Source organism: Microbacterium sp. E-13 (assembly GCF_049912955.1).
In the GTDB taxonomy this organism is placed as follows: domain Bacteria; phylum Actinomycetota; class Actinomycetes; order Actinomycetales; family Microbacteriaceae; genus Microbacterium.
On record NZ_CP183973.1, the window covers coordinates 3,070,564 to 3,092,833 of the forward strand.

Below are 22,270 nucleotides of genomic sequence, written 5' to 3' on the forward strand. Positions count from 1 at the left end.
CCGGATGCGCAGCATCCGGGGCCTTCGTGAAAGCAACGAGATTACTTGAGGGTAACCGTCGCGCCAGCCTCTTCGAGAGCGGCCTTCGCCTTGTCGGCGGTCTCCTTGTTGGCGCCCTCGAGGACGGCCTTCGGAGCACCGTCGACGACGGCCTTCGCCTCACCCAGGCCGAGCGAGGTGAGCTCGCGGACGACCTTGATGACCTGGATCTTCTTGTCGCCGGCGGCCTCGAGGACGACGTCGAACGAGTCCTTCTCCTCGACCTCGTCGGCGGGGGCACCACCGGCGGGAGCGCCGGCAGCAGCCACGGCCACAGGGGCGGCAGCGGTGACGTCGAAGGTCTCCTCGAACGCCTTGACGAACTCGCTGAGCTCGATGAGCGTGAGCTCCTTGAACGCGTCGAGCAGCTCCTCAGTGCTGAGCTTTGCCATGATGTTTCTCCTTGATAGTGGTATTTACGCCGAGGCCCGATGTCAGGCCGCGGACTCCTGCTTCTCGCGCAGCGCGTCGACCGTGCGAACGGCCTTCGACGGAAGCGCATTGAAGACGTAGGCCGCCTTGGTCAGCGAGGCCTTCATCGCGCCGGCGAGCTTCGCCAGCAGGACTTCACGGCTCTCGAGGTCGGCGAGCTTGTTGACCTCGTCCGCGCTCAGGGGGTTCCCGTCGAAGAAACCGCCCTTGATCACGAGAAGAGGGTGTGCCTTGGCGAAGGCACGGAGACCCTTCGCGACGGAGACCGGGTCACCGTGCACGAACGCGATGGCCGACGGACCCTTGAGGTCGTCGTCCAGCGCCGTGATCCCCGCGTTGTTCGCGGCGATCTTGGTCAGCGTGTTCTTCACCACGGCGTATTCCGCGTCCTGACGGATGCTGTTGCGCAGCTCCTTGAGCTGGGCAACCGTCAGACCGCGGTACTCGGTCAGCAGAACGGCGGTCGAGTCCTCGAAGTTCTTCGTGAGCTCGGCGACCGATGCTTCCTTCTGCGCCATGGCCACTCCTTGTGTGTACGAGACGCTCCGCGGTGGCGGGGCGCCGGCCGGAGGCATCCGCTCATCTGATCTCGTCACGGCAACAAAAAAGCTCCGGCGCAAGCGCACGGAGCGGGACTCTTGAATCAGGAGAATCGTTCGTGACACCTGCGCGGGCCCCTGCGGTGCAGAGCTTCGATCTCCGTGCGTTCTCACGCACGTCGATGACCAGCGGTCTTCGGCTCCGTCCAGGGTACGGGATGCCGCGCCCTCCGCCAAATCGAGGGCACGGGCGTCCACCCGGAAGCGGGTGGTGCGGGGGGCTGCGGGGGGGGCGATCCAGGCCCCTGCCCGGCCGCACGCCGACCCCATTGCGCGGCGCCCGGGGATGGGCAAGGCTCGCCGGTGGAACCCACCGGCACGACGAGGTCGCGCGACCAGACGAGTGCGACGGAGAGGACGATGATGTCTGCGAACAGAGCGGTGGCGTACAAGGGGCCGGGCACGGTCGAGGTGATCGACACCGACTATCCCGAGTTCGAGCTCAAGGACGGGCCCGGCGTCCACCCGGCCAACGTCGGACGCAAGGTGCCGCACGGAGCGATCCTCAAGACGGTCAGCACCAACATCTGCGGCTCGGACCAGCACATGGTGCGCGGCCGCACGACCGCGCCGGTAGGCCTCGTGCTGGGACACGAGATCACCGGCGAGGTGGTCGAGACAGGCCCGGACGTCGAGTTCATCAAGGTCGGCGACATCGTCTCGGTGCCGTTCAACATCGCGTGCGGCCGCTGCCGCAACTGCAAGGAGGGCAAGACGGGCATCTGCCTGAACGTCAATCCGGATCGACCGGGGAGCGCCTACGGCTACGTCGACATGGGCGGTTGGGTGGGCGGCCAGGCCGAGTACGTGCTCACGCCGTACGCAGACTGGAACCTGCTGAAGTTCCCCGACCGTGATCAGGCGCTCGAGAAGATCCTCGACCTCACCATGCTCTCCGACATCTTTCCGACCGGCTTCCATGGCGCCTACACCGCGGGAGTGCGTCCCGGTTCGACGGTCTACATCGCCGGCGCGGGACCGGTGGGGCTCGCCGCCGCAGTCGGCGCTCAGCTCCTGGGCGCCGCGGTCGTGATCGTCGGCGACCTGAACCAGGAGCGGCTGGCGCAGGCGCGCTCGTTCGGCTGCGAGACCGTCGACGTGTCGCAGGGAGATCCCAAGGATCAGCTCGAGCAGCTGCTCGGCGTGCCCGAGGTCGACTGCGCGGTCGACGCGGTGGGCTTCGAAGCCCGCGGCCACGGCGCGGACGCGTCCCACGAAGCACCCGCCACGGTCCTCAACTCCCTCATGGAACTCACCGCGGCGGGCGGGGCACTCGGCATCCCCGGGCTGTACGTCACCGGCGACCCCGGTGGCGTCGACGAGGCCGCGAAGGTCGGCTCGCTGTCACTGCGATTCGGCCTCGGCTGGGCGAAGTCGCTGACCTTCACGACCGGCCAATGCCCCGTGATGCGCTACAACCGGCAGCTCATGATGGCGATCCTTCATGACCGCGTCCAGATCGCGAAGGCCGTGAACGCGACCGTCATCGATCTGGAAGACGCCCCACAGGGGTACGCCGACTTCGACAAGGGCGCAGCGAAGAAGTTCGTCCTCAACCCCAACGGGTACATCAAGGCAGCGTGAGAACGGATGCCGCGGCCGCGGCATCCGTCTCCCGCCACAGGCACCAACACGAAAGGAATCCGCCATGTCCGTCACCCTCGCTGACGCCCGTCGCGTCATCGCCGCCGCTGAGAAGCGCGCCGACGAGATCGGCCAGCCGATGAACATCGCCGTCGTCGACGCCGGCGGCAATCTGGTCGCCCACGTCCGCCAGGACGGCGCGTGGATCGGCAGCGTCAACATCTCGATCAACAAGGCGTGGACCTCGCGCGCGTTCGACATCTCCACGAAGGACCTCGGAGACAACGCGCAGCCGAACCAGCAGTTCTACGGCATCCACGCCACCAATGGCGGCAAGGTCGCGATCTTCGCGGGCGGCATGCCGCTCTCGCGCGACGGCGTCGTGGTCGGCGCGGTGGGCGTGAGCGGAGGCTCGGGCGAGCAGGATCAGACGGTGGCCGAAGCCGGCGCGGCCGCGTTCTGACGAGAGGCCGGTGTCGCCGCGGCCAGCCGGTGTCCGGTGCGGGCGGCCGGTGTCCGGCGCGGCCGGCCGGTGTCAGGAACGCCAGGGGCTGAGGTCGATCTTGTGGCCGTCGGCGTCGGCGACGGTCCACCAGCGGGGCGCATGCGAGTCGTCGACGAGCACTCCCCCGGCGGCGAGCGCGGCCTCCAGGCGCTTCTCGATCAGGTCTCGAGGCGCGTTGACGTCGAGATGCGACCTGCCGCGCAGCGGCTTGTCGACGGGCTGGAACCAGATGAGGGGTCCGCGCCCGTCCGGGTCGAACAGCGCGCCCTGCGCCACCTCCTGGAAGCCGGTCGCCGCCTTCCAGAACGGCAGGATCGACGACGGATCAGGCGTCGCGACGGCGAGCATGAGATCGCGCATGCGATCCGTGACGGCGGGGATGTCGAGCTCCCGGGCGGCGTTCGAGATCTGCGCCGCGAGGGCGCCGTCTCTCGCCGTGAGGCCTCCCGCCGAGTGAGTGAAGAGCCGCACCCGCACCGTCGCGTAGCGCACGTCCACGTCGGGATGGTGGTCGGCGGCCTCGGCCAGCTCGGCGATCGCGGCGAACAGCTGCGCACCGACGGCGAACGAGCCGGTGCGGAACAGCGCGAACGCGCCGGTGACGCGCGGGCGCCAGTCCTCGACGCCGGGGAGCGCCCGGAACTCTCGCGTGGTGATGGTCTCCATGGCACCGACGATGCCACCATGGCGGGAGCCCGCAACCCCCTGGCCCGGCGTGCCCGCCGCGCGACGCGATCGTGTGCTCTCGCCGAGGTCACACGAACGACGTGCGCGGAGCGTGTCACCTCGGCGAGAACACATGAAGTCTGCGCCCCGGGCGAGGGTCAGCGCGCCGGAGGCACGACGCCGAAGGCCGCCAGGCGCTGGGCCAGCGCGGCAGGGGTGAGGATGTGGGGACTCTCGGCGCGCACCATGCGCTTCTGCGTCGTGCCCCGGATCCAGTCCTCGCGACGCTTCTCGTCCAGCACGACCTGCTCCACCGTCCGGCCCGACCGCTGTGATTCCTCGAGATACTTGCCGAGCCCGTCGAACTCGAAGAAGGTGCGCACGTCCTCGATCTCGATGTCGACGCGGTAGTCCTTGCCCGCGGGCCCTCGTACGGGAACTTGCACCCTCAGCCGCCGGAATCCGAGGCGCCGCAGCTGAAGGCGGCCGACGGCCTCACCGGGAGACTCCGAGCGACCGTCGGCGAAGCGGATCACCTGCTCCGCCTGACGCACGCCGCGCGAGGCCCGGTACCGCCGGCAGCGCTCGAGCATGCGCTCGCGCCAGACCTCCGCCTCGCGATCGTCGTACTCACCCTCCCGCATCGCCACTTGCCCGAGCGCCGCGTCCGCGACCGCGACAGCCGCCTCGGGCGACAGCGTGCGGACGAGGTCGAACGTGGTCCGGTCGAGGGACGTGCATCGGATGCCGCCCAGCACGTCGATGTCGTCCTCGGGGAGCCGATCATGATGCCGTTTCAGCCCCGGCCGGCTCGACATCCGCGTGCCCGGCGGGAGAGTGATGTGCACGGCTTCGGGTACGTGCCGGTAGAACGGGAGCCGCCGGAGGGCACCGGCGGACTCGTGCGAGGCGACGCCTCCCCCGGCGCGCATCTCGGCCGCCGCGGCGCTCAGCTCGACGAGATGACGCGACTCCGGCCACAGGTCCTCCCAGACCGCGCCCGCCACATACCGATTGCGCTGAAGCTTCCGCAAGCGGCCGTGCTCGACCGCACGGGCGATCTCCCGCTCGGTCATGCCCCGCGCGCGAAGCTCGCTGCGCGAGCAGACGGCGGTGGCGGCATCCGGAATCGAAAGGTGACGAGGCATACGGCCCAGAGTCACCCGCTGGCACCTCGCCCGGGGCCCCGCGTGTGCGATCCGTGGACAGGTGCGCCCGGTTCGCCGCTGTGGAGGAGCCGAGCTCTGCGTCGGGATCGTGTGCTCTCGCCGAGATGACATGAACGACGGGCGTCCAGCGTGTCACCTCGGCGAGAGCACATGAACGGAGCGAAGGCGAGAGCGGATGTCGCGCCGCGACGGTGCGCGCAGGCGGCGGATGTCGCGCCGCGACGGTGCGCGCAGGCGGCGGATGTCGCGCCGCGACGGTGCGTCGCAGGCGGCGGATGTCGGGTCGGCGGCGTAGCCTCGGAGGGTGAATCCCGAGCACTCCGTCGCGCGCCCGTCCCGGCTCGCGGCGCACGCACCGGAGCTCGCCGCCCGCATCGTCGCGGATTCGCGCGACCGGGTGGCGTGGGTGCGCGCCCGCTCGAGGGGTATCACCGCGACCGACGTCGCGACGCTCACCTCCGACAAGGCGATCCGCCGCGCGGCCGACGCGAAACTGCTCGGCTCGGGCTTCTCGGGCAACGCCTACACGGCGCACGGACGCGCCCGCGAGCCCGAGATCGCGGGCTGGGTCGCCGCGACCCACGGGATCCAGCCGTCGTCGGCACTCTTCCACGCCGTCGTCGAGAAGCGGCATCTCGCCACCCCCGACGGCATCGCCGTCGACAGCGCCGGCCGCATCATGCTCGCCGAGATCAAGACGACGAACAAGGCGTGGCGCAGCATCCCGCGGTCCTATCTGCGACAGGTGTGGTGGCAGCAGCACGTGCTCGGCGCCGAACGGACCCTCGTGGCGTGGGAGCAGCACGACGGCTTCGTGCCCGTCGGCGACGAGCCGCGCTGCGCGTGGGTCGAACGCGACGACGCCGAGATCGCCAAGCTGGTGCGCCTGGCGACGGCGCTGATCGATGAGCTCTACCTCCGCACCACGCGGTCACGTCAGCAGGCGACACGGATGCCGCAGCCCCCGGCTACGCCACGCGAGCCGTACCGCGCGCTCGCGCTGGCCGACTGACCTCCTTCAGGCGAGCGTCGTGACGGTCCTGGTCTCGGCATCCCACACGCGCGCGCCCGTCGCCTGCCCGACGACGTTCGCGGCCCGGATGAAGCGCAACGCGGTCGCCAGCCGGTCGGCGGTGAGACCTCGGGCCAGAGTCAGGTGCGGCGTCCAGCGGTCGATCCCCGTGTTCGAGTAGTACGGCTCCGGGCGGCCGGCGCGCTCCGCCACCGCACGGTGGACGGCCAGGAGCGGCGCGGTGACGACCACGTGGCGGGCGAGGACGTACCGGTTCTTGTGACCGAGGAGAACGACGCCGCCCAGCTCCAGGGGGATCGGCAGCATGCTCCCGATGTCGGCGAACGCCGACGGCTCGAGCCGGTCACGCACCGCGAGGGTCACGTGCGGGCGGTTGCTCGGTGCCGGGTTGCGCCCGGCACTCGGCAGGTCCGCCCCGAGGAGCAGGTCCCAGTCCTCGCGCACCGTGCGGTCGAGCTCGGCATCGGGAAGCAGTTCGACGCTGAACACGTGTCCATCCTCGCGTCCCGCCGGCGGGGACGCGAGCGGTCACCGTGCCTGCCCCGACGCCGCCACCCTGGCGATCTCGCGCGCCTCGGCCTCGGCATCGCCGACACCGGTCGCCGGGTGCGGCCCGTCGACGTCGACGTCGAGCCCGGCGGCCTCGACCTCGGCGCCCACCGCTCCGGCATCCCACCCGGGCTTGGGCACCGAGTCGATCAGCAGTCGCGTGTACTCGTGCTGCGGGTCGGCGAGCAGCTCCGTCGTGCGACCCCGCTCGACGATCTCGCCGCGGCGCATCACGACGGTCTCGTCGCACACGCGCCGCACGACCGCGAGGTCGTGGCTGATGAAGAGCACGGTGAGCCCGCGCTCCCGCCGGATGCGGTCGACGAGATCGAGTACCTGCGCCTGCACCGAGACGTCGAGCGCGCTGGTCGCCTCGTCCATCACGAGCACGTCGGGCTCGATCGCCAGGGCGCGGGCGATCGCGACGCGCTGCCGCTGACCGCCCGAGAGCGTGCGTGGTCGCGCGGCCGCGTGCTTCTCCCCCAGGCCGACCTGGGAGAGGAGGTCGAGCACGCGGGCTCGCGCCTCGCCCGCGGCGAACCGGGTGTGGAGGCGCAGGGCGTCTTCGATGGCCCGCCCGGCGGTGATGCGCGGGTCGAGCGACAGGTACGGATCCTGGAACACCATCTGCACGCTCCGGGCATGGGCGAGCCTCTCGCGCCGGGTGCGCGGCACCGCGGTGCGCTCACGGCCGTCGATGCGGATGCCACCGGCATCGGCCGCCTCGAGACCCACGATCATGCGCGCGAGCGTCGACTTGCCCGACCCCGACTCCCCCACGACGCCCAGCGCGCCGCCGCGGGGAACCGCGACCGACGCGTCGATGACCGCGCGCACCGGCTCTTTGCCCCGGCGCAGATACGTCTTGGAGACCCCGGCCGCCTCGAGCATCGGCGTCGCGGAGACCGCGATGGCGGCAGCATCCGTCGCCGCGCGTTCGTGCGGTACGGGGGCCGAGGGCGTCGACGACGGGCCGGGAGACGGATGCCGCGGCTCGGCGTCTTCCGCATGACCCCCGATGCTGCGTCCCTCGCCGGGCACGGCGCCCGGCGCGGCGCCGACGAGTGTCGGCGTCGCGGCGACGAGGCGGCGTGTGTAGTCGGCCTGCGGGTGGCGCAGCACGTCGTGTGCGGGGCCCTGCTCGACGACCGTGCCGCCGCTCATCACGTAGACGCGGTCGCACAGGGAGGCCGCGAGGTTGAGATCGTGCGTGATGAAGAGCATGCCCATTCCCCGGCTCGCACGCTGCTCGGTGAGCACTGCGATGATCTCGGCCTGCGTCGTGACGTCGAGCGCGGTCGTGGGCTCGTCGCACACGAGCAGCTTCGGCGACGTGGTCAGGGCTCCCGCGATCATGACGCGCTGCAGCATGCCGCCCGAGAACTCGTGCGGGTACTGGCGCACGTGGTCCTCGGGACGCGGGAGCCGCACCGCCTCGAGCAGCTCGACGGCGCGGGCGCGCGCAGCATCCCTCGACCATCCCTCGGCGAGACGCAGCGCCTCGGTGAGGTGATCGCCGATCGTGCGCATCGGGTTGATGCCCGCCCGCGGATCCTGGAAGATCATCGCGGCGCCGCGGCGCCGCAGCTGCCGGAGATCGGCGGCGGAGGCGCTGAGCACGCGGGCCCCGTCGAGGACGACCTCGCCGGCACTCGAGGAGCGGTCGGGAACGAGCCCCATCACTGCGCGGGCGGTGAGAGACTTGCCCGACCCCGACTCGCCGACGAGGCCGACGGTCTCACCCGCCGCCACCGAGAGAGTGATGCCGTGCAGCAGCCGCGCGCCGTCGCGAAGGTCGAGCGTCAGCTCGTGGATGTCCAGGAGGGCGTTGGCCGGCGCCGGCGAAGGTTCGGCGGCGGGGTTCACGACGGTCTCGGGCGCGGTCATGCCGGGGTCTCCCCACCGATGCGGTCGGAGATCTCTTCCCCGACGATGTTGACTGCCACGACGACCACCACGACGGCGACTGCCGGAACGATCGCGGGCAGGAAGTGGCCGCCGATGAGCCCGGCCTGGGCCTCGTTGATCATCGCTCCCCAGTCGGCCGTGGGCGGCTGCACCCCCAGACCGAGGAACGACAGGGCCGCGAGCTCGGCGAGCACGTACCCGAAGTTGAGCGTCGACTGCGCGCCGACGACCGGGGTGACGTTCGGCAGCACTCGCCGCAGCGCGATCCACGCACCGCCGAAACCCTGCACCCGGTATGCCGCGACGTACGGCCGCGTGCGCTCGGCCGCGATGAGGGAGCGGGTCAGGCGCGCCACGAAAGGCGCGTAGGCGATGCTCATCGCGATCACCGGGGCGACCAGCCCCTTGCCGAACAGCGCCACCGCCATGATGGCGATGAGCAGCGACGGAAAGGCGAACAGCACGTCGAACACGCGGCCGAGCACGGAGTCGATCCAGCCACCGCGCCACCCGGCGAGCAGGCCGAGGAGGATGCCGAGCACCGTCGAGGCGATCACCACGAGGAGCGGCCCGAGCAGCGCCGTGCGCGCACCGTAGAGGAGGCGGCTCAGGGTGTCGCGGCCGAGACCGTCGGTGCCGAGCCAATGCGCGGCGCTCGGCGGCGCGTTGACCGCGGCGAAATCGACGGCGTCGGGGTTGTACGGCGCGAGCAGCGGCGCGAAGATCGCGGCCAGGGTCATCGCGGCGAGGACTCCCAGCGCGATCGCGAAGGTCACGCTCGTGCGGGGCAGTCGCGGTGCGCGAAGCACCTTGACGGCAAGGGTCGGGGTCGTGGTCATCGGGCACCGGCTCCGGCGGCGGATCGAGGGTCGATCCAGGGTTCGAGGATGTCGATCACGGCGTTCACCAGCACGAACGCCGTGACCACCAGGAGGACGATCGCCTGCACGACCGGGAAGTCGAGGCGGTCGACCGACTGGACCAGCAGCGAGCCCGTTCCCGCCAGGCCGAAGGCCGCCTCGACGATCGAGCTCGCCACGAGGAGCCCCGCCACGAGCATGCCGCTCACCGTCAGGATCGGCCCGGTGGCATTGCGGAAGACGTGGCGCCGGATCACCGTGCCGCGCTTGATGCCGCGGCTGATCGCCACCTCCACGTGCTCGCGGTCGAGCTGGTCGATCATCGACGACCGCGTGACCTTGCCCACCAGCACGACGAAGACGATCGCGAGGGCGATCGACGGCAGCACGAGGTGGTACACCGTGCTCCAGAAACCCTCACCGGACCCGAACGACGGGAACCAGCCGAGCTGCACCGCGAACACCGCGATGAGCACGATCGACCCGACGAACGAGGGGATGGCCCCCAGCACGGTGAGGCCGATGAGGATCGTACGGTCTGCGACGCGACCCCGATACAGGGCGGCGATGGTCCCGCCGGTGAGCCCGACGACGGCGATCATCGTGCCCGCCATCACGACCAGGCCGAGGGTCACCGGCAGCCGCTCGCCGAGCACCACGGTCACGTCCTGCCGGTACTGCAGCGAGCGGCCGAGGTCGCCGTGCAGGAGGCCCGCGACCCAGTCGAGGTACTGCTGCCAGGGCGGGAGGTCCAGACCATACTGTGCGGTGACCTCCGCCACCGCCTCGGGACTGGGCTTGCGGCCCCGCAGCAGGAACGCCACGGGGTCGCCCGGCACCAGGAACCGCGAGAAGAAGACCAGGAGCGAGGCCAGGAACAGCGTGAGCAGCAGTCCGCCGAGCTTGCCGGCGATCCGGCGGAGGGTCACCGGCGCTCCCGCTCCCATGTCAGCGGGAGCCAATGGTCGCCGCCCACGGGTAGTACATGAACGCCACCGACGGCGCCACACCGGTCACCCGCTCGCCGAGGAACAAGGTCATCGGGCCCTGGAACAGCGGCAGCCACGGCAGCTGCTCGTTCGCGATGCGCTGCGCCTGCGCCGTGACCTCGCTGCGCGCGGCCGGGTCATCGATCGTGACGGCCTCGTCGACGAGCGCGTCGAACTCGGGGTCGCTCCAGTTGCCGTAGTTGCTGAACTCGCCGGTGCGCAGCACGCTGTACATCTCGAGCGGGTCCGGGCTCGACAGGTACCACGAGGTGTAGAAGAGGTCGATGCCCTCGCGGGCGCTCGGGTCGGAGAACAGCGCGGTGTAGGCGCTGGGACTCACGGTCTCGATGGTCGCCGTGAGGCCGATCGACTGCGCGGCGGCGGCCGCGCCCTGCGAGATGACGGTGAAGTCGTTGCTGATCGGCGCGGTGGCGATCACGATCTCCTCGCCCGCGACGCCCGCCTCGTCGATGAGTTTCTTGGCCGCCTCGATGTCGTAGGGGTACTCCTCCGGGCCGTCGAACGCCTCTTTCAGACCCGCCTCGCTCGCACCGACCCACACCGACTCGGTGGTGAGCGCGTTCGTGACGGCCCCGTAGCCCTTGGCCGCGGCATCCAGGATCCCCTGCCGGTCCATCGCCATGAGCAGCGCGCGGCGCACCCGCTCGTCGCCCAGCGGACCGTCGAGGTTGTTCACGATGAGGCTGCCGACGGCGGTGTTGAGGCCGAAGAAGACGTCCCCCCTGCCGGAGCTCTGCAGCTGCCCGATCGCGTCGGCGGGAATCATCCATCCGCCGTCGACCTCGCCGGACTTCAGGGCGTTGACGCGCGCGTTGGGGTCGCTCATGAAGAGGATGTCCACCTCGCCCGCGCGGGCGCGCAGCGTGTCGTCCCAGTAGTCGTCGTAGCGGGTCAGGGTGACGGACTCCCCCGACTTCCACCCGGTGAGCGCGAAGGGGCCCGTGCAGTTGACGAGCCCGGTCGAATTGCCGTAGTCGGCCCCCGTGTGGGCGAGTGTCGCGGCGGACTCGACGACGCCCGCCGACCCGCCCATCGCGAGGTTGAACTGCGAGTCCGGGCCGTTCATCGTCACGGTGACCTGACGGTCGCCGGTCTGCTCGATCGACGCGACGTTCTGATACACCGAGTACCACGACGAGCCCACCTCGGGATCGAGGTGCCGGCTCATCGAGGCGACGGCGTCGGCGGCCGTCAGCGGGGTGCCGTCGTGGAAGGTGACGCCGTCGCGGATCGCGTAGACCCACGTCTCGGGTGTGGGGTGGTCGAACGACTCGGCCAGCCCCGGGGAGAGCGTGAAGTCGGGGTTCAGCCGCAGCAGCGACTCGCAGACGTTGGCGAGCACCTGATTGTCGGCGTAGTCGAACGCGTAGGCGTAGTCGAGCGAGTAGGGCTCGGAGTAGCTCACCCACGAGTACGAGTCGATGTCGCCCGAGGGTGCGGCGGTCTGAGCGGTGTACTCCCACTCCGGGGCGGCCGTCGGGTCGGGGCTCGACGTGTCGCCGCTGCAGGCGGACAGGGCGAGTGCGCCGGCCAGGCCGACGCCCGCGGACGCGAGCAGGCGACGGGCGGTGCGTCGGGTGCGGATCATGGTGCTCCTCGGGTTCTGATGCGGGCGGTGGAGAAGGAACTCAGGACAGGACGGATGCTGCGGACTCGCGGCCCGCCCCGGACTCGCGGGCCGCGAGGGCCTCAACGCGGGCGTAGACCAGCTCGCCGTCGATCCAGGTCGAGGCGACGCGGCAGAGGTGGAGGTCCTCGGCCGGCACTGTGAACGGGTTCGGCTCGACGACGACGAGGTCGGCGCGGTAGCCCGGCCGCAGGTAGCCGGTGTCGTGGTCGCGGTGGTTCACGTAGGCGGTGCCCGACGTGTAGGCGGCGAGCGCGGTGGCGAGGTCGAGTCGCTGGTGGGCGCCACCGAGCGGCTCGTCGTCCGACAACGGGGCCGCGCGGTTCACGGCGATGTGGATGCCCGCGAGCGGGTCTGCGCTCGACACCGGCCAGTCGCTGCCGCCGGCCAGGCGCGCCCCGGCGCGCTGCAGGTCACCGAACGGGTACTGGCGGGACGCCGCCGACTCGGCGAGGTAGGGCAGCGTGAGCTCGTCCATCTGAGCCTCGTGGCACGCCCACAGCGGCTGCATGTTCGCCACGGCGCCCGACGCGGCGAAGCGCGGGACGTCGGCCTCGTCGATGACCTGGATGTGGGCGAGGTGGTGGCGTCCGTCGGTCTCGCCGTTGACCTCGGCCGCGGCGTCCACAGCGTCGAGCGCCTCCCGCACGGCCCGGTCCCCGAGCGCGTGGAAGTGCAGCTGGAATCCGGCTGCATCCGCCGCGATCGCGTACTCGCGCAGCCGCTCGGCGGGGATGAACGACAGACCGCGGTTGCCGGTGGAGTGGCCGTGCCGGTCGCGGTACGGCTCGAGCATCGCGGCGGTGTGGTTCTCGGCGACACCGTCGACCATGAACTTGATGGACCCCAGCGAGAAGCGGTCCTCTCGCCCGAGTGCGGCCACCTCGTCGCGCGTGCGGATCATCTGCTCGAGCTGCTCGATCCCGGCGCCCCGCTCCCACCACTGGGCGCCGACGACGTGCGCCTTGAGCGTGCCTTCGGCGAGCGCGCGCCGGTACGAGGCGAGGCCGCCCGCGATTCCGGGGAAGTTCCCCACGAGCGCGTCCTGCCAGCCGGTGATGCCGAGCGCGAGGAGGTCGTCCTGCGCGCGCAGCAGGCCGGCGTACGCGAGGTCTTCGGACACCTTCGGTCGCGCCTGAGCGAACAGGTCGGCGGCGCCCTCGTGGAACGTCCCCGCGGGGAAGCCGTCGGCTTCGCGCTCGATCCGCCCGTCGACCGGGTCCGCCGTCGACGCATCCACCCCCGCCGCGCGCATCGCCGCAGTGTTCGCCCACGCCGAGTGGTGGTCGCGACTCGCGAGCAGCACCGGGCGATCGGGCACGATCGCGTCGAGGGCGTCCCGCAGCGGGGCGCCGCCCCGGAAGTGGTCCATGGACCAGCCTCCGCCGACGATCCACTCCGCCTCCGGGTGCTGGGCGGCGTACCGCGAGATCCGCGCCAGGGTGTCTGCGGCGTCCTCCGATCCGGTGAGGTTGCACTGGAGCAGTTCCACGCCGCCCGACATGGGGTGGATGTGCGCGTCCTGGAACCCGGGGGCCAGCAGAGCGCCGGCGAGGTCGACGACCTCCGTGCCCGGACCGATGAACACGGATGCCGCGTCCCGGGCGCACACCGCGGCGATCCTGCCGTCGCGCACCGCGACGGCCAGTCCGGTCGCGGCGTGCGCGCTCCCCGCTGCCACGAGGTCGGAGCTGAACAGCGCACCTCCGATGAACACGGTGTCTGCGTGCGGGGTGTCAGCGTGCGGGGTGTCTGCGTGTGCAGGAACGGCAGCGGCCATGGGGTCTCCTTCGTCGTCGAATGGATCGGTTGACGATAAGCCGTTGTCATCGACGTTGTCAACGCTGTTGACAGCACCGGTGATCGGACCGTTACCATCGGGACGTCGATGGGGCGACGCGAGCGCATGGCACGATGGACGACGACGGCGAAAGCGGGGATCATGGCGGCACGCACCGGTGCGACGCCCGAGAAGGCGGGCGGCAGGCGCCTCGACCGCGCGACGATCATCGCGGCGGGCCTCGCGCTCGCCGAGACCGCGGGCCCGTCCCTCTCCATCCGGGACCTGGGCGCGAAGCTCGGCACCGATCCCACGGCGATCTACCGTCACTTCCGCAGCAAGGACGACCTGATGAGCGCCCTGCTCGATGAGCTCAACGTGCGCAGTCTCGCCGCCGTCACCGCGTCACCCGAGGACTGGCGCGAACGGCTCCGCCAGCTCGCCGCCGCGACGCTGACCGAGTTCTCGCGCTACCCCGCCGTGGGCCAGGAGGCCGTCGTGCTCACGACCCACGGCCCCGGCGAACTCGATGCGATCGAGCTCATGCTCGACGCGTTCACCCGCGCCGGTCTCACGGGCGACGACCTCGTGCAGCACTACGCGCTGATGGCGACCCACGTGCTGTCGACCGCCGCCGGCGTCGCGCGTGCACGCGCCGAGCGCGCATCCGGCGACCCCGCCGACCCGAGTCCGTGGTTCGAGGGACCCCTGCTCGTCGACCCGATCAAGCACCCGCACATCGCGCAGATCTCCGCGCAGCTGCTGGACCTCGACGATCGCGACCTCTTCATGCTCGGCGTCGAGTCGGTCATCCGCTCCGCCGAGCGCATCGCCGACCCGGCCTGACCGCCGCGCCCGCCGCGCCGCGCGGGCCGCAGAAGCGATCGTGCGTTCTCGCCGAGCGCACACGATCCGCGCGTACGGAACATGTCGCCTCGGCGAGAGCACACGATACCCCCGGCCGGCCGCGCAGGCGCCCGCATCCTTCCCTCCGCTCCGATAGTTGACGCACGTCAACCAGTGTCGTATAGTTGACCAGCATCAACTGTTGACTCATGTCAACCTTCTTGCGCCGCCGTCGCCGCACCTCATCACCCACGCTCGTACGAAGGGCTCCTATGGCCACGTCCAACCCCGCGACCGGGCAGGTCGCAACCGCAGCCGCCGCCCCCGGCACCGACGAGAAGCGCCGCCACCGCCAGGTGCTGCAGGCGCTCACCGGCCTGCTGCTCGGGATGTTCGTGTCGATGCTCGCCTCGACCGTCGTCTCGACGTCGCTTCCCGTGATCGTCCACGATCTCGGCGGCGACCAGGCCGCGTTCACCTGGGTCGTCACTGCGACGTTGCTGACGACCGCGATCTCCACACCCGTCTGGGGCAAGCTCGCCGACCTGTTCAACCGCAAGGTGCTCATCCAGATCGCGATCGTGATCTTCGTGCTGGCCACCGCGGCCGCCGGCTTCTCGCAGGACCCCGGCACGCTCATCGCCTTCCGCGCGGTGCAAGGCGTCGGCGCGGGCGGTCTCGCCGCGCTCAGCCAGGTCATCATGGCCGACATCATCAGCCCGCGCGAGCGCGGCCGGTACATGGGCCTCTTCGGCGCCGTCATGGCGGTCGCCACCGTCGGCGGCCCGCTCCTGGGCGGCTTCATCACCGACACGATCGACTGGCGCTGGAACTTCTTCATCGCGCTGCCCTTCGCGGTCGCGGCGCTCGTCATGATGCAGCGCACGCTGCACCTGCCCAAGCGTCCGAAGACGAAGGCGCGCATCGACTACCTCGGCATCGTCCTGCTGTCGACCGCCGTCTCGCTGCTGCTCATCTGGGTGACCGGTGCGGGCAGCGACTTCGACTGGTGGAGCACCGAGACCATCCTCATGGTCGGCGGCGCGCTGCTCGCGGCAGTGCTGTTCGTGATCGTGGAGCTGCGGTCTGCGGAGCCCCTCGTTCCGCTCACGATGTTCCGCGACCGCACGTTCACACTCTCGGTCGTCGCGTCGATCTCGATCGGCATCGCGATGTTCGGCACATCGGTGTTCCTCAGCCAGTACATGCAGCTGGCGCGCGGCGCGACTCCGACCGAGGCGGGCCTCATGACCATCCCGATGATCGCGGGCCTCCTGCTCGCGTCGGTCGTGATCGGCGGACTGGTGACCAAGCACGGGCACTGGAAGCCCTACCTCATCGTGGGCGGCGTACTGCTGATCGCCGGCTCGTTCCTGCTGTCGACCATCCACTACGACACGAACTTCGTGCTCGTCTCGCTGTACATGTTCCTCCTCGGGTCCGGTGTCGGCATGACGATGCAGAACCTGGTGCTCATCGTGCAGAACACGGCCAAGCCCAGCGAGATCGGCGTGGCGAGCTCGGGCGTCACGTTCTTCCGCAGCCTCGGCGGCACCATCGGCGTCTCGGTGATGGGCGCGGCGCTCGCAACCTCGGCGACGAACCTGTTCTCCGACCGCAAGGACGACATCGGTGCGGCGCTCATGAAGCTCGGCGCGAAGGGCGCCGCGATCGCCGAGCAGCTCCAGTCGGGCACCATCCCGCAGGTGTCGGCCCTGCCGGAGTCGATCCGCGTGATCGTCGAGGACATCTACGCCCAGGCCATCGCCCATTCGTTCCTCATCGCCGTGCCCCTGGCGGTGATCAGCCTGATCGCGATCATCTTCCTGCCCGACAAGCCGCTCACCCGCATGACGACGAGCGAGCGCGCACAGGCCGCCGAGGCCGACCTCGCGACGGTCTCGGTCGCCGAGGGCATGGAGTCGCTGACGGCGACCGCCGCGGTGGACACGGATGCCGCGTCCCGCGGCTCTGCGCCCGGCACGACCGCGTCTTCCGACGACGCGACGGACGAGGCATCCGTCACTCGGCGCTAATGTCGACCACGATGACCTCCGACGACACTCGAGCGGCGCGCACCGAAGCGGTGCGCGCCCTCGAGGCGGAATTCGGCGAGCTGATCAACCGGTTCCGGCGCATCATCACCGAGAACGCCAACCGCGTGAGCCCCGGCATGCTGCCGGGCGCCTACAAGGTGTTCACGACCATCGTGCGCCGCGAGCAGGTCACCCTGTCAGCGCTGGCCGAGGCGCTCCTGTCGGACAAGGGGCAGATCAGCCGCACCGTGCGCGAACTCGAGCAGCTCGGTCTCGTGCAGCGCACCCCTGACCCCGACGACGGCCGGTCGAGCCTCCTCTCGCCGACGTCGTTCGGCCTGGAGCGGCTCGCCGAGGCGCGCGCCCCGCAGGAGAGCCTCCTCGTCGATGCGCTCGAAGAGTGGGCCGTCGACGACATCCTCAACCTCACCCGCCTTCTCCACGCACTGACGCTCGGCGAGCGCCCGGCGTCCTGAGATCGCACCGCGACCTGGGCCGCCGGCGACCTCCCGGTCGCGCCTCGCGCGGCAAGCGACCGCCGCGCCCGGGGCGCGTCATGACGTTTAGCACCTGCGTAACACGACCGAGATGTGTCCGGGGTTGACTGTTCTCAACGGGTTTCAGTTCCTGTGCCGACGAGGGCACGCCCGCGGAAGGAGTACGCGATGAGGATCCGACCGCTGCGATCAGCCACCGAGGCCCCCCTCGCACCCGTGGAGGCGCCGCCCGCCGTCATGAGGGCGATGGTCGTCGACGCCCCGGGTGGTCCGGATGCGCTGCGCGCGGCATCCGTCCCCGTCCCGTCCCCCGTGCTGAGCGAGGTGCTGGTGCGCGTGGTCGCCGCGGGCGTCAACCCGATCGACGCCAAGACCCGCGGTGGCGCCGGGGTGTCGGGTGCGATCGACGCGTACCCCGCGACGCCGGGCTTCGACTTCAGCGGGATCGTGGTGAAGAGCCCGTACGAGGCGCACCCGTTCCCGCCGGGCACCGAGGTCTTCGGGATGGCGTCCTTCCCCCGCACCGGCGGCACCTACGCCGAATACGTCGTCGCGCCCTCGCTCTCGGTCGCGCGCAAGCCGGCGACGCTGTCGCACGTCGAGGCGGCCGGCGTGCCGCTCGCCGCTCTCACGGCGTGGGGGCTCGTCGTCGAGACGGCGCACGCGCACGAGGGCCAGCGGGTGCTGATCCACGCCGGAAGCGGCGGGGTCGGCCACTTCGCCGTGCAGTTCGCCGCCTACTTCGGCGCGCACGTCACGGTCACCGCCTCAGGGCGCAATGCGTCGTGGCTGCGCGAGCTGGGCGCCGCCGTCGTGATCGACTACACGACGACGAAGTTCGAGGAGGTCGTCACCGAGGTCGACGTCGTCATCGACCTCGTCGGCAACGTGCACGCCGACACCGGCACTCGGTCGCTCGAGGTGCTGCGGCCCGGCGGACTGTACGTTCTCGTACCGACGGGCTCCTGGCCCGGCTACGCCGAGGCGGCGGCCGGAGCAGGCGTGCGGGCCACCTCGTACAAGGTGATCCCCGACGGCGGCGCTCTGGCCACCGTCGCGCGACTGCTCGATTCCGGCTCCGTGCAGGTCTACATCGACCAGGTCTTCGACCTCGCCGACGCGCCCGGCGCCCACCGGGCGATCGAGGCGGGCCACACCCGCGGCAAGGTGGTGCTCCGGGTCAGCGACGGCTGACCGGCAGCCTGGTCTCTGGCGTCGGGGCGAGCACGCGACGACCCTCGGCCACGACGGCGTCGGCGATCGCGTCGAGCAGCGGCGAGCGCAGGTTCCACTGCTGCCAGTGCAGCGCGACGTCGACCGGTGGCCCGCCGAGGTGCACGAGCTCACCGCGTTCCAGCGCCTCGCGGGACTGGAAGCGCGGCAGCATGGCCCAGCCGAGACCGAGCCGCACCGCTGTCGCGAAGTCGTTCGATGCGGGCACGTGGTGGCGCGGTGGCGCCGAGGCGTCGATACCCTGCCGGGTGAGCCATTCGGTCTGCAGGTCGTCGCGCCGGTCGAAGTCGACGAGCGGCGCGCCCGCCAGGGCCTTGGTCCGGTCGCCGCTGAGCCAGCGATAGACGAATGCGGGTGTGGCGACCGCCTCGTAGCGCATCGCGCCGAGCACGGAGGAGCGGCATCCCGCCACCGGCGCGGCGCGCGAGGTGACGGCGCCCATCACGGTGCCCGATTCGAGCAGCCCGGCTGTGAAGTCCTGGTCGTCGCGGTGCAGATCGAAGACGATGGGATGCTGCTCCGCCAGCCGCGCCAGCGGCTCGAGGAACCACGTGGCCAGGCTGTCGGCGTTGACGGCGAGCGGCACGCTCGTGAGCGCCTTCTCGTCCTCGTCGGCGCCGAGCTCGGCGAGCGCGTCATGCTCGAGCAGCGCCAGCTGGCGCGCGAGGCGGATGACCGACATGCCGGCCTCCGTCGGCCGGGCAGGCTTGGAGCGCACCAGCAGGAGGCGCCCGAGCTGCTCCTCGAGCGTCTTGATGCGCTGGCTCACCGCCGACGGCGTGATGTGGAGCCGGCGGGCGGCGGCGTCGAGGGTGCCCTCGTCCACTACGACGGCGAGGGTCTCGGCGAGGTCGAACGGCACGCGGAGCATAAGTGCAGCTAATGGTACTGAAGATCCATGAGCTGGACTACAGGCTGTTTCCTTCTTACCGTCGAAGGGTGTTCAGCCCCGTTCTCGCCGGTCTCGGTCTCGGCTTCTCGCTCATCGTGGCCATCGGCGCACAGAACCTCTTCGTGCTGCGCCAGGGCCTGCGCCGGGAGCACGTGCTGGCGGTCGCCGCGATCTGCGCCGTCTCCGACGCCATCCTCATCGCCCTCGGCGTCTCCGGCGTCGGGTACGTGCTGCAGGCTCTCCCGTGGCTCGTCGACGTGGTCCGCTGGGCGGGCGCCCTCTTCCTCGTCGCCTATGGCGTGCTCGCCGCGCGGCGAGCGCTGAAGCCGTCGGGAGCCGCTCTGGCCGCGCGTGCCGACGCTGACGCGCCCGAGGAGCCCGCCGCGGGAGCCGGCGAGTTCCTCCTCGAGCCCGCCGCGTCCGCCTCACTGGTCCGCGGTGATGTCCGCACCGCTCCCCCGGTCACCGCGCGCACGCGCCTCATCCCTGTCCTGCTGACCTGCCTCGCGCTGACGTGGCTGAACCCGCACGTCTACCTCGACACCGTGTTCCTCCTGGGCACCGTCGCCAACACCCACGGCGACGATCGATGGCTGTTCGCGGCGGGGGCCATGGCGGCGAGCGTCGTCTGGTTCTTCGGGCTGGCGTTCGGGGCACGCCTCCTCGGCCGCTGGCTCTCGACGCCCCGCGCGTGGCGCATCCTCGACGCGGTCATCGCCGTCGTCATGATCGGCCTCGGCGTCTCGCTCGTGCTGCCGACCACCGCCTGAACCCCGGGTGGCTTCACGGCTCAGCGCTTGCGCAGCGAGGGGTCTTCGATCTCGGCGACGCGGGCCGCGACGATGGCGCGGATGGTCTCGTCGGGCAGAGGGGTTCCGGGCTGGAAGCGGATCGTGCCCTTGTCGAACTCGAGGGCCGGGGCCGCAGCATCCGCCGATCCCTCGGCCACGACGGCCGGAACGCGCCCGCTGAACGGGTAGATGCCGATGTGCTTCTTCGTGCGCATCACCGCGATCAGCGCCTTCCCCCGGTAGGTGAGCGCCGGCATGCCGTAGCTCGTTCCCTGCTCGACGTCGGGAAGGGCGGCGCGCACGACGTCGTACACGTGCGCGACGACGGCTCGGTCGCCGGGGTCGAGGCTGGCGAGGTAGTCGTCGACGGTTCCCATGGCGGCATCCTGGCTCACGCCCGCCGGTCGCGGCAAGATGGCGGGATGAGGCGCGTGCACGTGACGGTCCGGGGCGAGGTGCAGGGCGTCGGCTATCGCTACACGCTGCGCATGGTCGCGCGGGAGGCCGGCGTCGCCGGGTGGGTGCGCAATCGACGCGACGGCGCGGTCGAGGCCGAGGTGGAGGGCACCGACGCGGCGGTCGACGAAGTGCTCGCGTGGATGGCCGAGGGACCCCCGGGCTCGCGCGTCCACGAAGCGTCGGTGACGGATGCCGCCCCCACCGGCGAGCGCGGCTTCGAGGTGCGCCCCAGTCACTGACCCGCCGTCATCCGTCGAACGGCCGCAGGATCCTGTCGATGAAGCGGCGGGTGCGCTCGTACTGGGGACGGCGGAACAGCTCCTTCGGCGCGCCGCGCTCCAGGATGATGCCGTTGTCGAAGAAGAGCACCTCGTCGGCCACCTCGCGCGCGAACGCGAGCTCATGGGTGACGATGAGCATCGTCCATCCCTCGTCGGCGAGCTCCTTCAGCACGAGCAGGACCTCGCCGACGAGTTCGGAATCCAGTGCGCTGGTCGGTTCGTCGAACAGCAGCAGGGCGGGCTGCAGCGCGAGCGCGCGGACGATCCCGACCCGCTGCTGCTGCCCTCCGGAGAGCTCGAACGGCAGCGCGTCCCGCTTCTCGCTCAGCCCCACGCGGTCCAGGAGCGCCTCGGCGCGCGCGACCGCCTCGGCCTTCGGCACGCCGTGCGCGTGGATCGGCCCCTCGGTGACGTTCTGGAGCACGGTACGGTGCGGGAAGAGGTTGTGGTGCTGGAACACCATCGCCGAGCGATCGCGAAGCGCGGTCCGGTCCGCCTTCGAGACCGGTGCCGCGAAGTCGACACGGGGTCCGTCGGCGAAGGCGACCGTCCCCGCCTCGGGCGTCTCGAGCCCGTTGAGCGAGCGGAGCACCGTGGTCTTGCCCGAGCCGCTCGGGCCGATGAGCGCCACGACCTCGCCTCGGCGCACCTCGAAGTCGACGCCGTCGAGCACGCGGTTCGTGCCGAAGGTCTTGGTGAGGCCCGACACCTCGAGAAGCGGGCGGTCGTCAGCGGGCGCCGGCGGGGCGAGGGCGTCGTCCGTGGGATCAATGGGCGACATAGCGGTCGAGCCTCCTCTCGATCGCGCTCTGCCCCGTCGAGAGCACGAGGCAGATCAGCCAGTAGATGAGGGCCGCCTCCAGGTAGATCGCCATGAATTCGAAAGTGAAGGCGGCGATCTGCTGCGCCTTGCGGAACATCTCGGTCACGAGGATGGTCGACGCCAGCGAGGTGTCCTTGACCAGCGAGATGAACGTGTTCGACAGCGGCGGCACCGACACGCGTGCGGCCTGGGGCAGCACGATCCGGGTCAAGGCCTGCGCCTGGGAGTAGCCGACGGTGTGCGCCGCCTCCCACTGGCCCTTCGGGACCGACAGGATCGCTGCGCGCACGATCTCGGCGGCGTACCCGCCGACGTTGAGCGAGAAGGCGATGATGGCGGCCGGCCACGGGTCGATCACGATACCCACCGACGGCAGGCCGTAGAAGATGACGAACAGCTGCACCAAGAGCGGTGTGCCGCGGATCACCGACACGTAGAACCGGGCGATGCTCGACAGCACCGCATTGCCCGACAGGCGCAGGAGCGCCACCGCGATGGCGATCACGAGCCCCAGGGCGAACGAGGCGAGCGCGAGCGGAATCGTGCCGTTGACCGCGGCGAGCAGCAGCGGCCAGAACGAGTCGACCAGCAACTGCCAGGTGGTGCCATCCATGCGGCGCTCCTCCTCTGCGACAGACGAGGCCACCGCCC

At 70.9% G+C, this 22,270-nt stretch carries 23 protein-coding genes; 9 read left to right on the forward strand and 14 right to left on the reverse strand.

The genetic code is table 11. The features are described from left to right. Positions 1-41 precede the first annotated feature (41 nt). Together rplL and rplJ are read right to left on the reverse strand one after the other, a co-directional pair. On the reverse strand, positions 42-431 hold the full coding sequence (gene rplL / locus ACN9MP_RS14215; RefSeq protein ID WP_159842404.1) for a 50S ribosomal protein L7/L12: 390 nt from the start codon (positions 429-431) through the stop codon (positions 42-44). Positions 432-473: 42 nt separating this feature from the next. After that, entirely contained in the window at positions 474-989 is a 516-nt protein-coding gene (gene rplJ, locus ACN9MP_RS14220) for a 50S ribosomal protein L10 (protein ID WP_426321189.1), read from the reverse strand. Positions 990-1,433: 444 nt separating this feature from the next. Between rplJ and fdhA the strand changes: the two genes are divergently transcribed. Continuing rightward, a complete protein-coding gene (gene fdhA / locus ACN9MP_RS14225; protein WP_426321190.1) occupies positions 1,434-2,654 on the forward strand; it encodes a formaldehyde dehydrogenase, glutathione-independent in 1,221 nt (406 codons plus the stop codon). 64 nt (positions 2,655-2,718) lie between these two features. After that, positions 2,719-3,117: a GlcG/HbpS family heme-binding protein gene (locus ACN9MP_RS14230; protein WP_426321192.1), complete on the forward strand. Its 399-nt coding sequence runs from the start codon at positions 2,719-2,721 to the stop codon at positions 3,115-3,117. A 72-nt stretch (positions 3,118-3,189) separates the two neighbouring features. On the opposite strand, the gene ACN9MP_RS14235 is transcribed toward ACN9MP_RS14230, so the two are convergent. After that, positions 3,190-3,825 (reverse strand): VOC family protein, encoded by a 636-nt coding sequence (locus tag ACN9MP_RS14235; protein ID WP_426321194.1) that lies wholly within the window; start codon positions 3,823-3,825, stop codon positions 3,190-3,192. A gap of 158 nt (positions 3,826-3,983) precedes the next feature. Further along, the gene (locus ACN9MP_RS14240) at positions 3,984-4,973 is read right to left on the reverse strand and encodes a hypothetical protein (RefSeq protein ID WP_426321196.1); all 990 of its coding nucleotides are present in this window, start codon (positions 4,971-4,973) and stop codon (positions 3,984-3,986) included. A 325-nt stretch (positions 4,974-5,298) separates the two neighbouring features. Here ACN9MP_RS14240 and ACN9MP_RS14245 point away from each other — a divergent pair, with 325 nt between their 5' ends. Next, positions 5,299-6,006 (forward strand): YqaJ viral recombinase family protein, encoded by a 708-nt coding sequence (locus ACN9MP_RS14245; RefSeq protein ID WP_426321198.1) that lies wholly within the window; start codon positions 5,299-5,301, stop codon positions 6,004-6,006. Between the two features lie 6 nt (positions 6,007-6,012). Here ACN9MP_RS14245 and ACN9MP_RS14250 read toward each other — a convergent pair whose 3' ends face one another. From ACN9MP_RS14250 to ACN9MP_RS14275, 6 genes are read right to left on the reverse strand one after another with little or no spacing between them, the layout of a single operon-like run. Next, positions 6,013-6,516 carry a 2'-5' RNA ligase family protein gene (locus ACN9MP_RS14250; RefSeq protein ID WP_426321199.1) on the reverse strand — a complete coding sequence of 168 codons (504 nt, stop codon included), beginning with the start codon at positions 6,514-6,516 and terminating at the stop codon, positions 6,013-6,015. Between the two features lie 39 nt (positions 6,517-6,555). Next, positions 6,556-8,463, reverse strand: a complete 1,908-nt coding sequence (locus ACN9MP_RS14255; protein ID WP_426321200.1) for a dipeptide ABC transporter ATP-binding protein — start codon at positions 8,461-8,463, stop codon at positions 6,556-6,558. Further along, complete coding sequence (locus ACN9MP_RS14260; RefSeq protein WP_426321202.1) at positions 8,460-9,323, reverse strand: ABC transporter permease; 864 nt, start codon at positions 9,321-9,323, stop codon at positions 8,460-8,462. Before ACN9MP_RS14260 ends, ACN9MP_RS14255 begins: the two co-directional genes overlap by 4 nt. Continuing rightward, a complete protein-coding gene (locus tag ACN9MP_RS14265; protein WP_426326051.1) occupies positions 9,320-10,291 on the reverse strand; it encodes an ABC transporter permease in 972 nt (323 codons plus the stop codon). Before ACN9MP_RS14265 ends, ACN9MP_RS14260 begins: the two co-directional genes overlap by 4 nt. Before the next feature lies 1 nt (position 10,292). Further along, positions 10,293-11,942: an ABC transporter substrate-binding protein gene (locus ACN9MP_RS14270; protein WP_426321203.1), complete on the reverse strand. Its 1,650-nt coding sequence runs from the start codon at positions 11,940-11,942 to the stop codon at positions 10,293-10,295. Between the two features lie 40 nt (positions 11,943-11,982). Then, complete coding sequence (locus ACN9MP_RS14275; RefSeq protein ID WP_426321204.1) at positions 11,983-13,761, reverse strand: amidohydrolase; 1,779 nt, start codon at positions 13,759-13,761, stop codon at positions 11,983-11,985. A 162-nt stretch (positions 13,762-13,923) separates the two neighbouring features. Between ACN9MP_RS14275 and ACN9MP_RS14280 the strand changes: the two genes are divergently transcribed. From ACN9MP_RS14280 to ACN9MP_RS14295, 4 genes are all read left to right on the forward strand, one after another. Continuing rightward, positions 13,924-14,607, forward strand: coding sequence for a TetR/AcrR family transcriptional regulator (locus tag ACN9MP_RS14280; protein ID WP_426321205.1), 684 nt, complete (start codon positions 13,924-13,926; stop codon positions 14,605-14,607). A 272-nt stretch (positions 14,608-14,879) separates the two neighbouring features. Then, on the forward strand, positions 14,880-16,643 hold the full coding sequence (locus ACN9MP_RS14285) for an MDR family MFS transporter (protein WP_426321207.1): 1,764 nt from the start codon (positions 14,880-14,882) through the stop codon (positions 16,641-16,643). A gap of 11 nt (positions 16,644-16,654) precedes the next feature. Continuing rightward, positions 16,655-17,119 (forward strand): MarR family winged helix-turn-helix transcriptional regulator, encoded by a 465-nt coding sequence (locus ACN9MP_RS14290; RefSeq protein WP_426321209.1) that lies wholly within the window; start codon positions 16,655-16,657, stop codon positions 17,117-17,119. Positions 17,120-17,308: 189 nt separating this feature from the next. After that, positions 17,309-18,334, forward strand: a complete 1,026-nt coding sequence (locus tag ACN9MP_RS14295) for an NADP-dependent oxidoreductase (protein ID WP_426321211.1) — start codon at positions 17,309-17,311, stop codon at positions 18,332-18,334. Here ACN9MP_RS14295 and ACN9MP_RS14300 read toward each other — a convergent pair. Then, positions 18,321-19,244: a LysR family transcriptional regulator ArgP gene (locus ACN9MP_RS14300; protein WP_426321213.1), complete on the reverse strand. Its 924-nt coding sequence runs from the start codon at positions 19,242-19,244 to the stop codon at positions 18,321-18,323. The two genes, ACN9MP_RS14295 and ACN9MP_RS14300, sit on opposite strands and share 14 nt — an antisense overlap. A gap of 68 nt (positions 19,245-19,312) precedes the next feature. Here ACN9MP_RS14300 and lysE point away from each other — a divergent pair, with 68 nt between their 5' ends. Next, entirely contained in the window at positions 19,313-20,035 is a 723-nt protein-coding gene (gene lysE / locus ACN9MP_RS14305; protein WP_426321215.1) for an L-lysine exporter, read from the forward strand. 20 nt (positions 20,036-20,055) lie between these two features. Here the strand turns inward: lysE and ACN9MP_RS14310 are convergent, their stop codons facing one another. Further along, entirely contained in the window at positions 20,056-20,433 is a 378-nt protein-coding gene (locus ACN9MP_RS14310) for an iron chaperone (RefSeq protein WP_426321217.1), read from the reverse strand. A 45-nt stretch (positions 20,434-20,478) separates the two neighbouring features. Between ACN9MP_RS14310 and ACN9MP_RS14315 the strand changes: the two genes are divergently transcribed. After that, a complete protein-coding gene (locus tag ACN9MP_RS14315; protein ID WP_426321219.1) occupies positions 20,479-20,754 on the forward strand; it encodes an acylphosphatase in 276 nt (91 codons plus the stop codon). Positions 20,755-20,761: 7 nt separating this feature from the next. On the opposite strand, the gene ACN9MP_RS14320 is transcribed toward ACN9MP_RS14315, so the two are convergent. After that, positions 20,762-21,577: an amino acid ABC transporter ATP-binding protein gene (locus tag ACN9MP_RS14320; RefSeq protein WP_426321221.1), complete on the reverse strand. Its 816-nt coding sequence runs from the start codon at positions 21,575-21,577 to the stop codon at positions 20,762-20,764. After that, positions 21,564-22,232, reverse strand: coding sequence for an amino acid ABC transporter permease (locus tag ACN9MP_RS14325; RefSeq protein ID WP_426321223.1), 669 nt, complete (start codon positions 22,230-22,232; stop codon positions 21,564-21,566). Before ACN9MP_RS14325 ends, ACN9MP_RS14320 begins: the two co-directional genes overlap by 14 nt. Positions 22,233-22,270: the final 38 nt, after the last annotated feature.

Coding starts and splice junctions, on each gene's coding strand:
- rplL (WP_159842404.1), bottom strand. CDS start 431: ATGGCAAAGCTCAGCACTGAGGAGCTGCTCGACGCGTTCAAGGAGCTC.
- rplJ (WP_426321189.1), bottom strand. CDS start 989: ATGGCGCAGAAGGAAGCATCGGTCGCCGAGCTCACGAAGAACTTCGAG.
- fdhA (WP_426321190.1), top strand. CDS start 1,434: ATGTCTGCGAACAGAGCGGTGGCGTACAAGGGGCCGGGCACGGTCGAG.
- ACN9MP_RS14230 (WP_426321192.1), top strand. CDS start 2,719: ATGTCCGTCACCCTCGCTGACGCCCGTCGCGTCATCGCCGCCGCTGAG.
- ACN9MP_RS14235 (WP_426321194.1), bottom strand. CDS start 3,825: ATGGAGACCATCACCACGCGAGAGTTCCGGGCGCTCCCCGGCGTCGAG.
- ACN9MP_RS14240 (WP_426321196.1), bottom strand. CDS start 4,973: ATGCCTCGTCACCTTTCGATTCCGGATGCCGCCACCGCCGTCTGCTCG.
- ACN9MP_RS14255 (WP_426321200.1), bottom strand. CDS start 8,463: ATGACCGCGCCCGAGACCGTCGTGAACCCCGCCGCCGAACCTTCGCCG.
- ACN9MP_RS14260 (WP_426321202.1), bottom strand. CDS start 9,323: ATGACCACGACCCCGACCCTTGCCGTCAAGGTGCTTCGCGCACCGCGA.
- ACN9MP_RS14265 (WP_426326051.1), bottom strand. CDS start 10,291: ATGGGAGCGGGAGCGCCGGTGACCCTCCGCCGGATCGCCGGCAAGCTC.
- ACN9MP_RS14270 (WP_426321203.1), bottom strand. CDS start 11,942: ATGATCCGCACCCGACGCACCGCCCGTCGCCTGCTCGCGTCCGCGGGC.
- ACN9MP_RS14275 (WP_426321204.1), bottom strand. CDS start 13,761: ATGGCCGCTGCCGTTCCTGCACACGCAGACACCCCGCACGCTGACACC.
- ACN9MP_RS14280 (WP_426321205.1), top strand. CDS start 13,924: ATGGCGGCACGCACCGGTGCGACGCCCGAGAAGGCGGGCGGCAGGCGC.
- ACN9MP_RS14285 (WP_426321207.1), top strand. CDS start 14,880: ATGGCCACGTCCAACCCCGCGACCGGGCAGGTCGCAACCGCAGCCGCC.
- ACN9MP_RS14290 (WP_426321209.1), top strand. CDS start 16,655: ATGACCTCCGACGACACTCGAGCGGCGCGCACCGAAGCGGTGCGCGCC.
- ACN9MP_RS14295 (WP_426321211.1), top strand. CDS start 17,309: ATGAGGATCCGACCGCTGCGATCAGCCACCGAGGCCCCCCTCGCACCC.
- ACN9MP_RS14300 (WP_426321213.1), bottom strand. CDS start 19,244: ATGCTCCGCGTGCCGTTCGACCTCGCCGAGACCCTCGCCGTCGTAGTG.
- ACN9MP_RS14310 (WP_426321217.1), bottom strand. CDS start 20,433: ATGGGAACCGTCGACGACTACCTCGCCAGCCTCGACCCCGGCGACCGA.
- ACN9MP_RS14315 (WP_426321219.1), top strand. CDS start 20,479: ATGAGGCGCGTGCACGTGACGGTCCGGGGCGAGGTGCAGGGCGTCGGC.
- ACN9MP_RS14320 (WP_426321221.1), bottom strand. CDS start 21,577: ATGTCGCCCATTGATCCCACGGACGACGCCCTCGCCCCGCCGGCGCCC.
- ACN9MP_RS14325 (WP_426321223.1), bottom strand. CDS start 22,232: ATGGATGGCACCACCTGGCAGTTGCTGGTCGACTCGTTCTGGCCGCTG.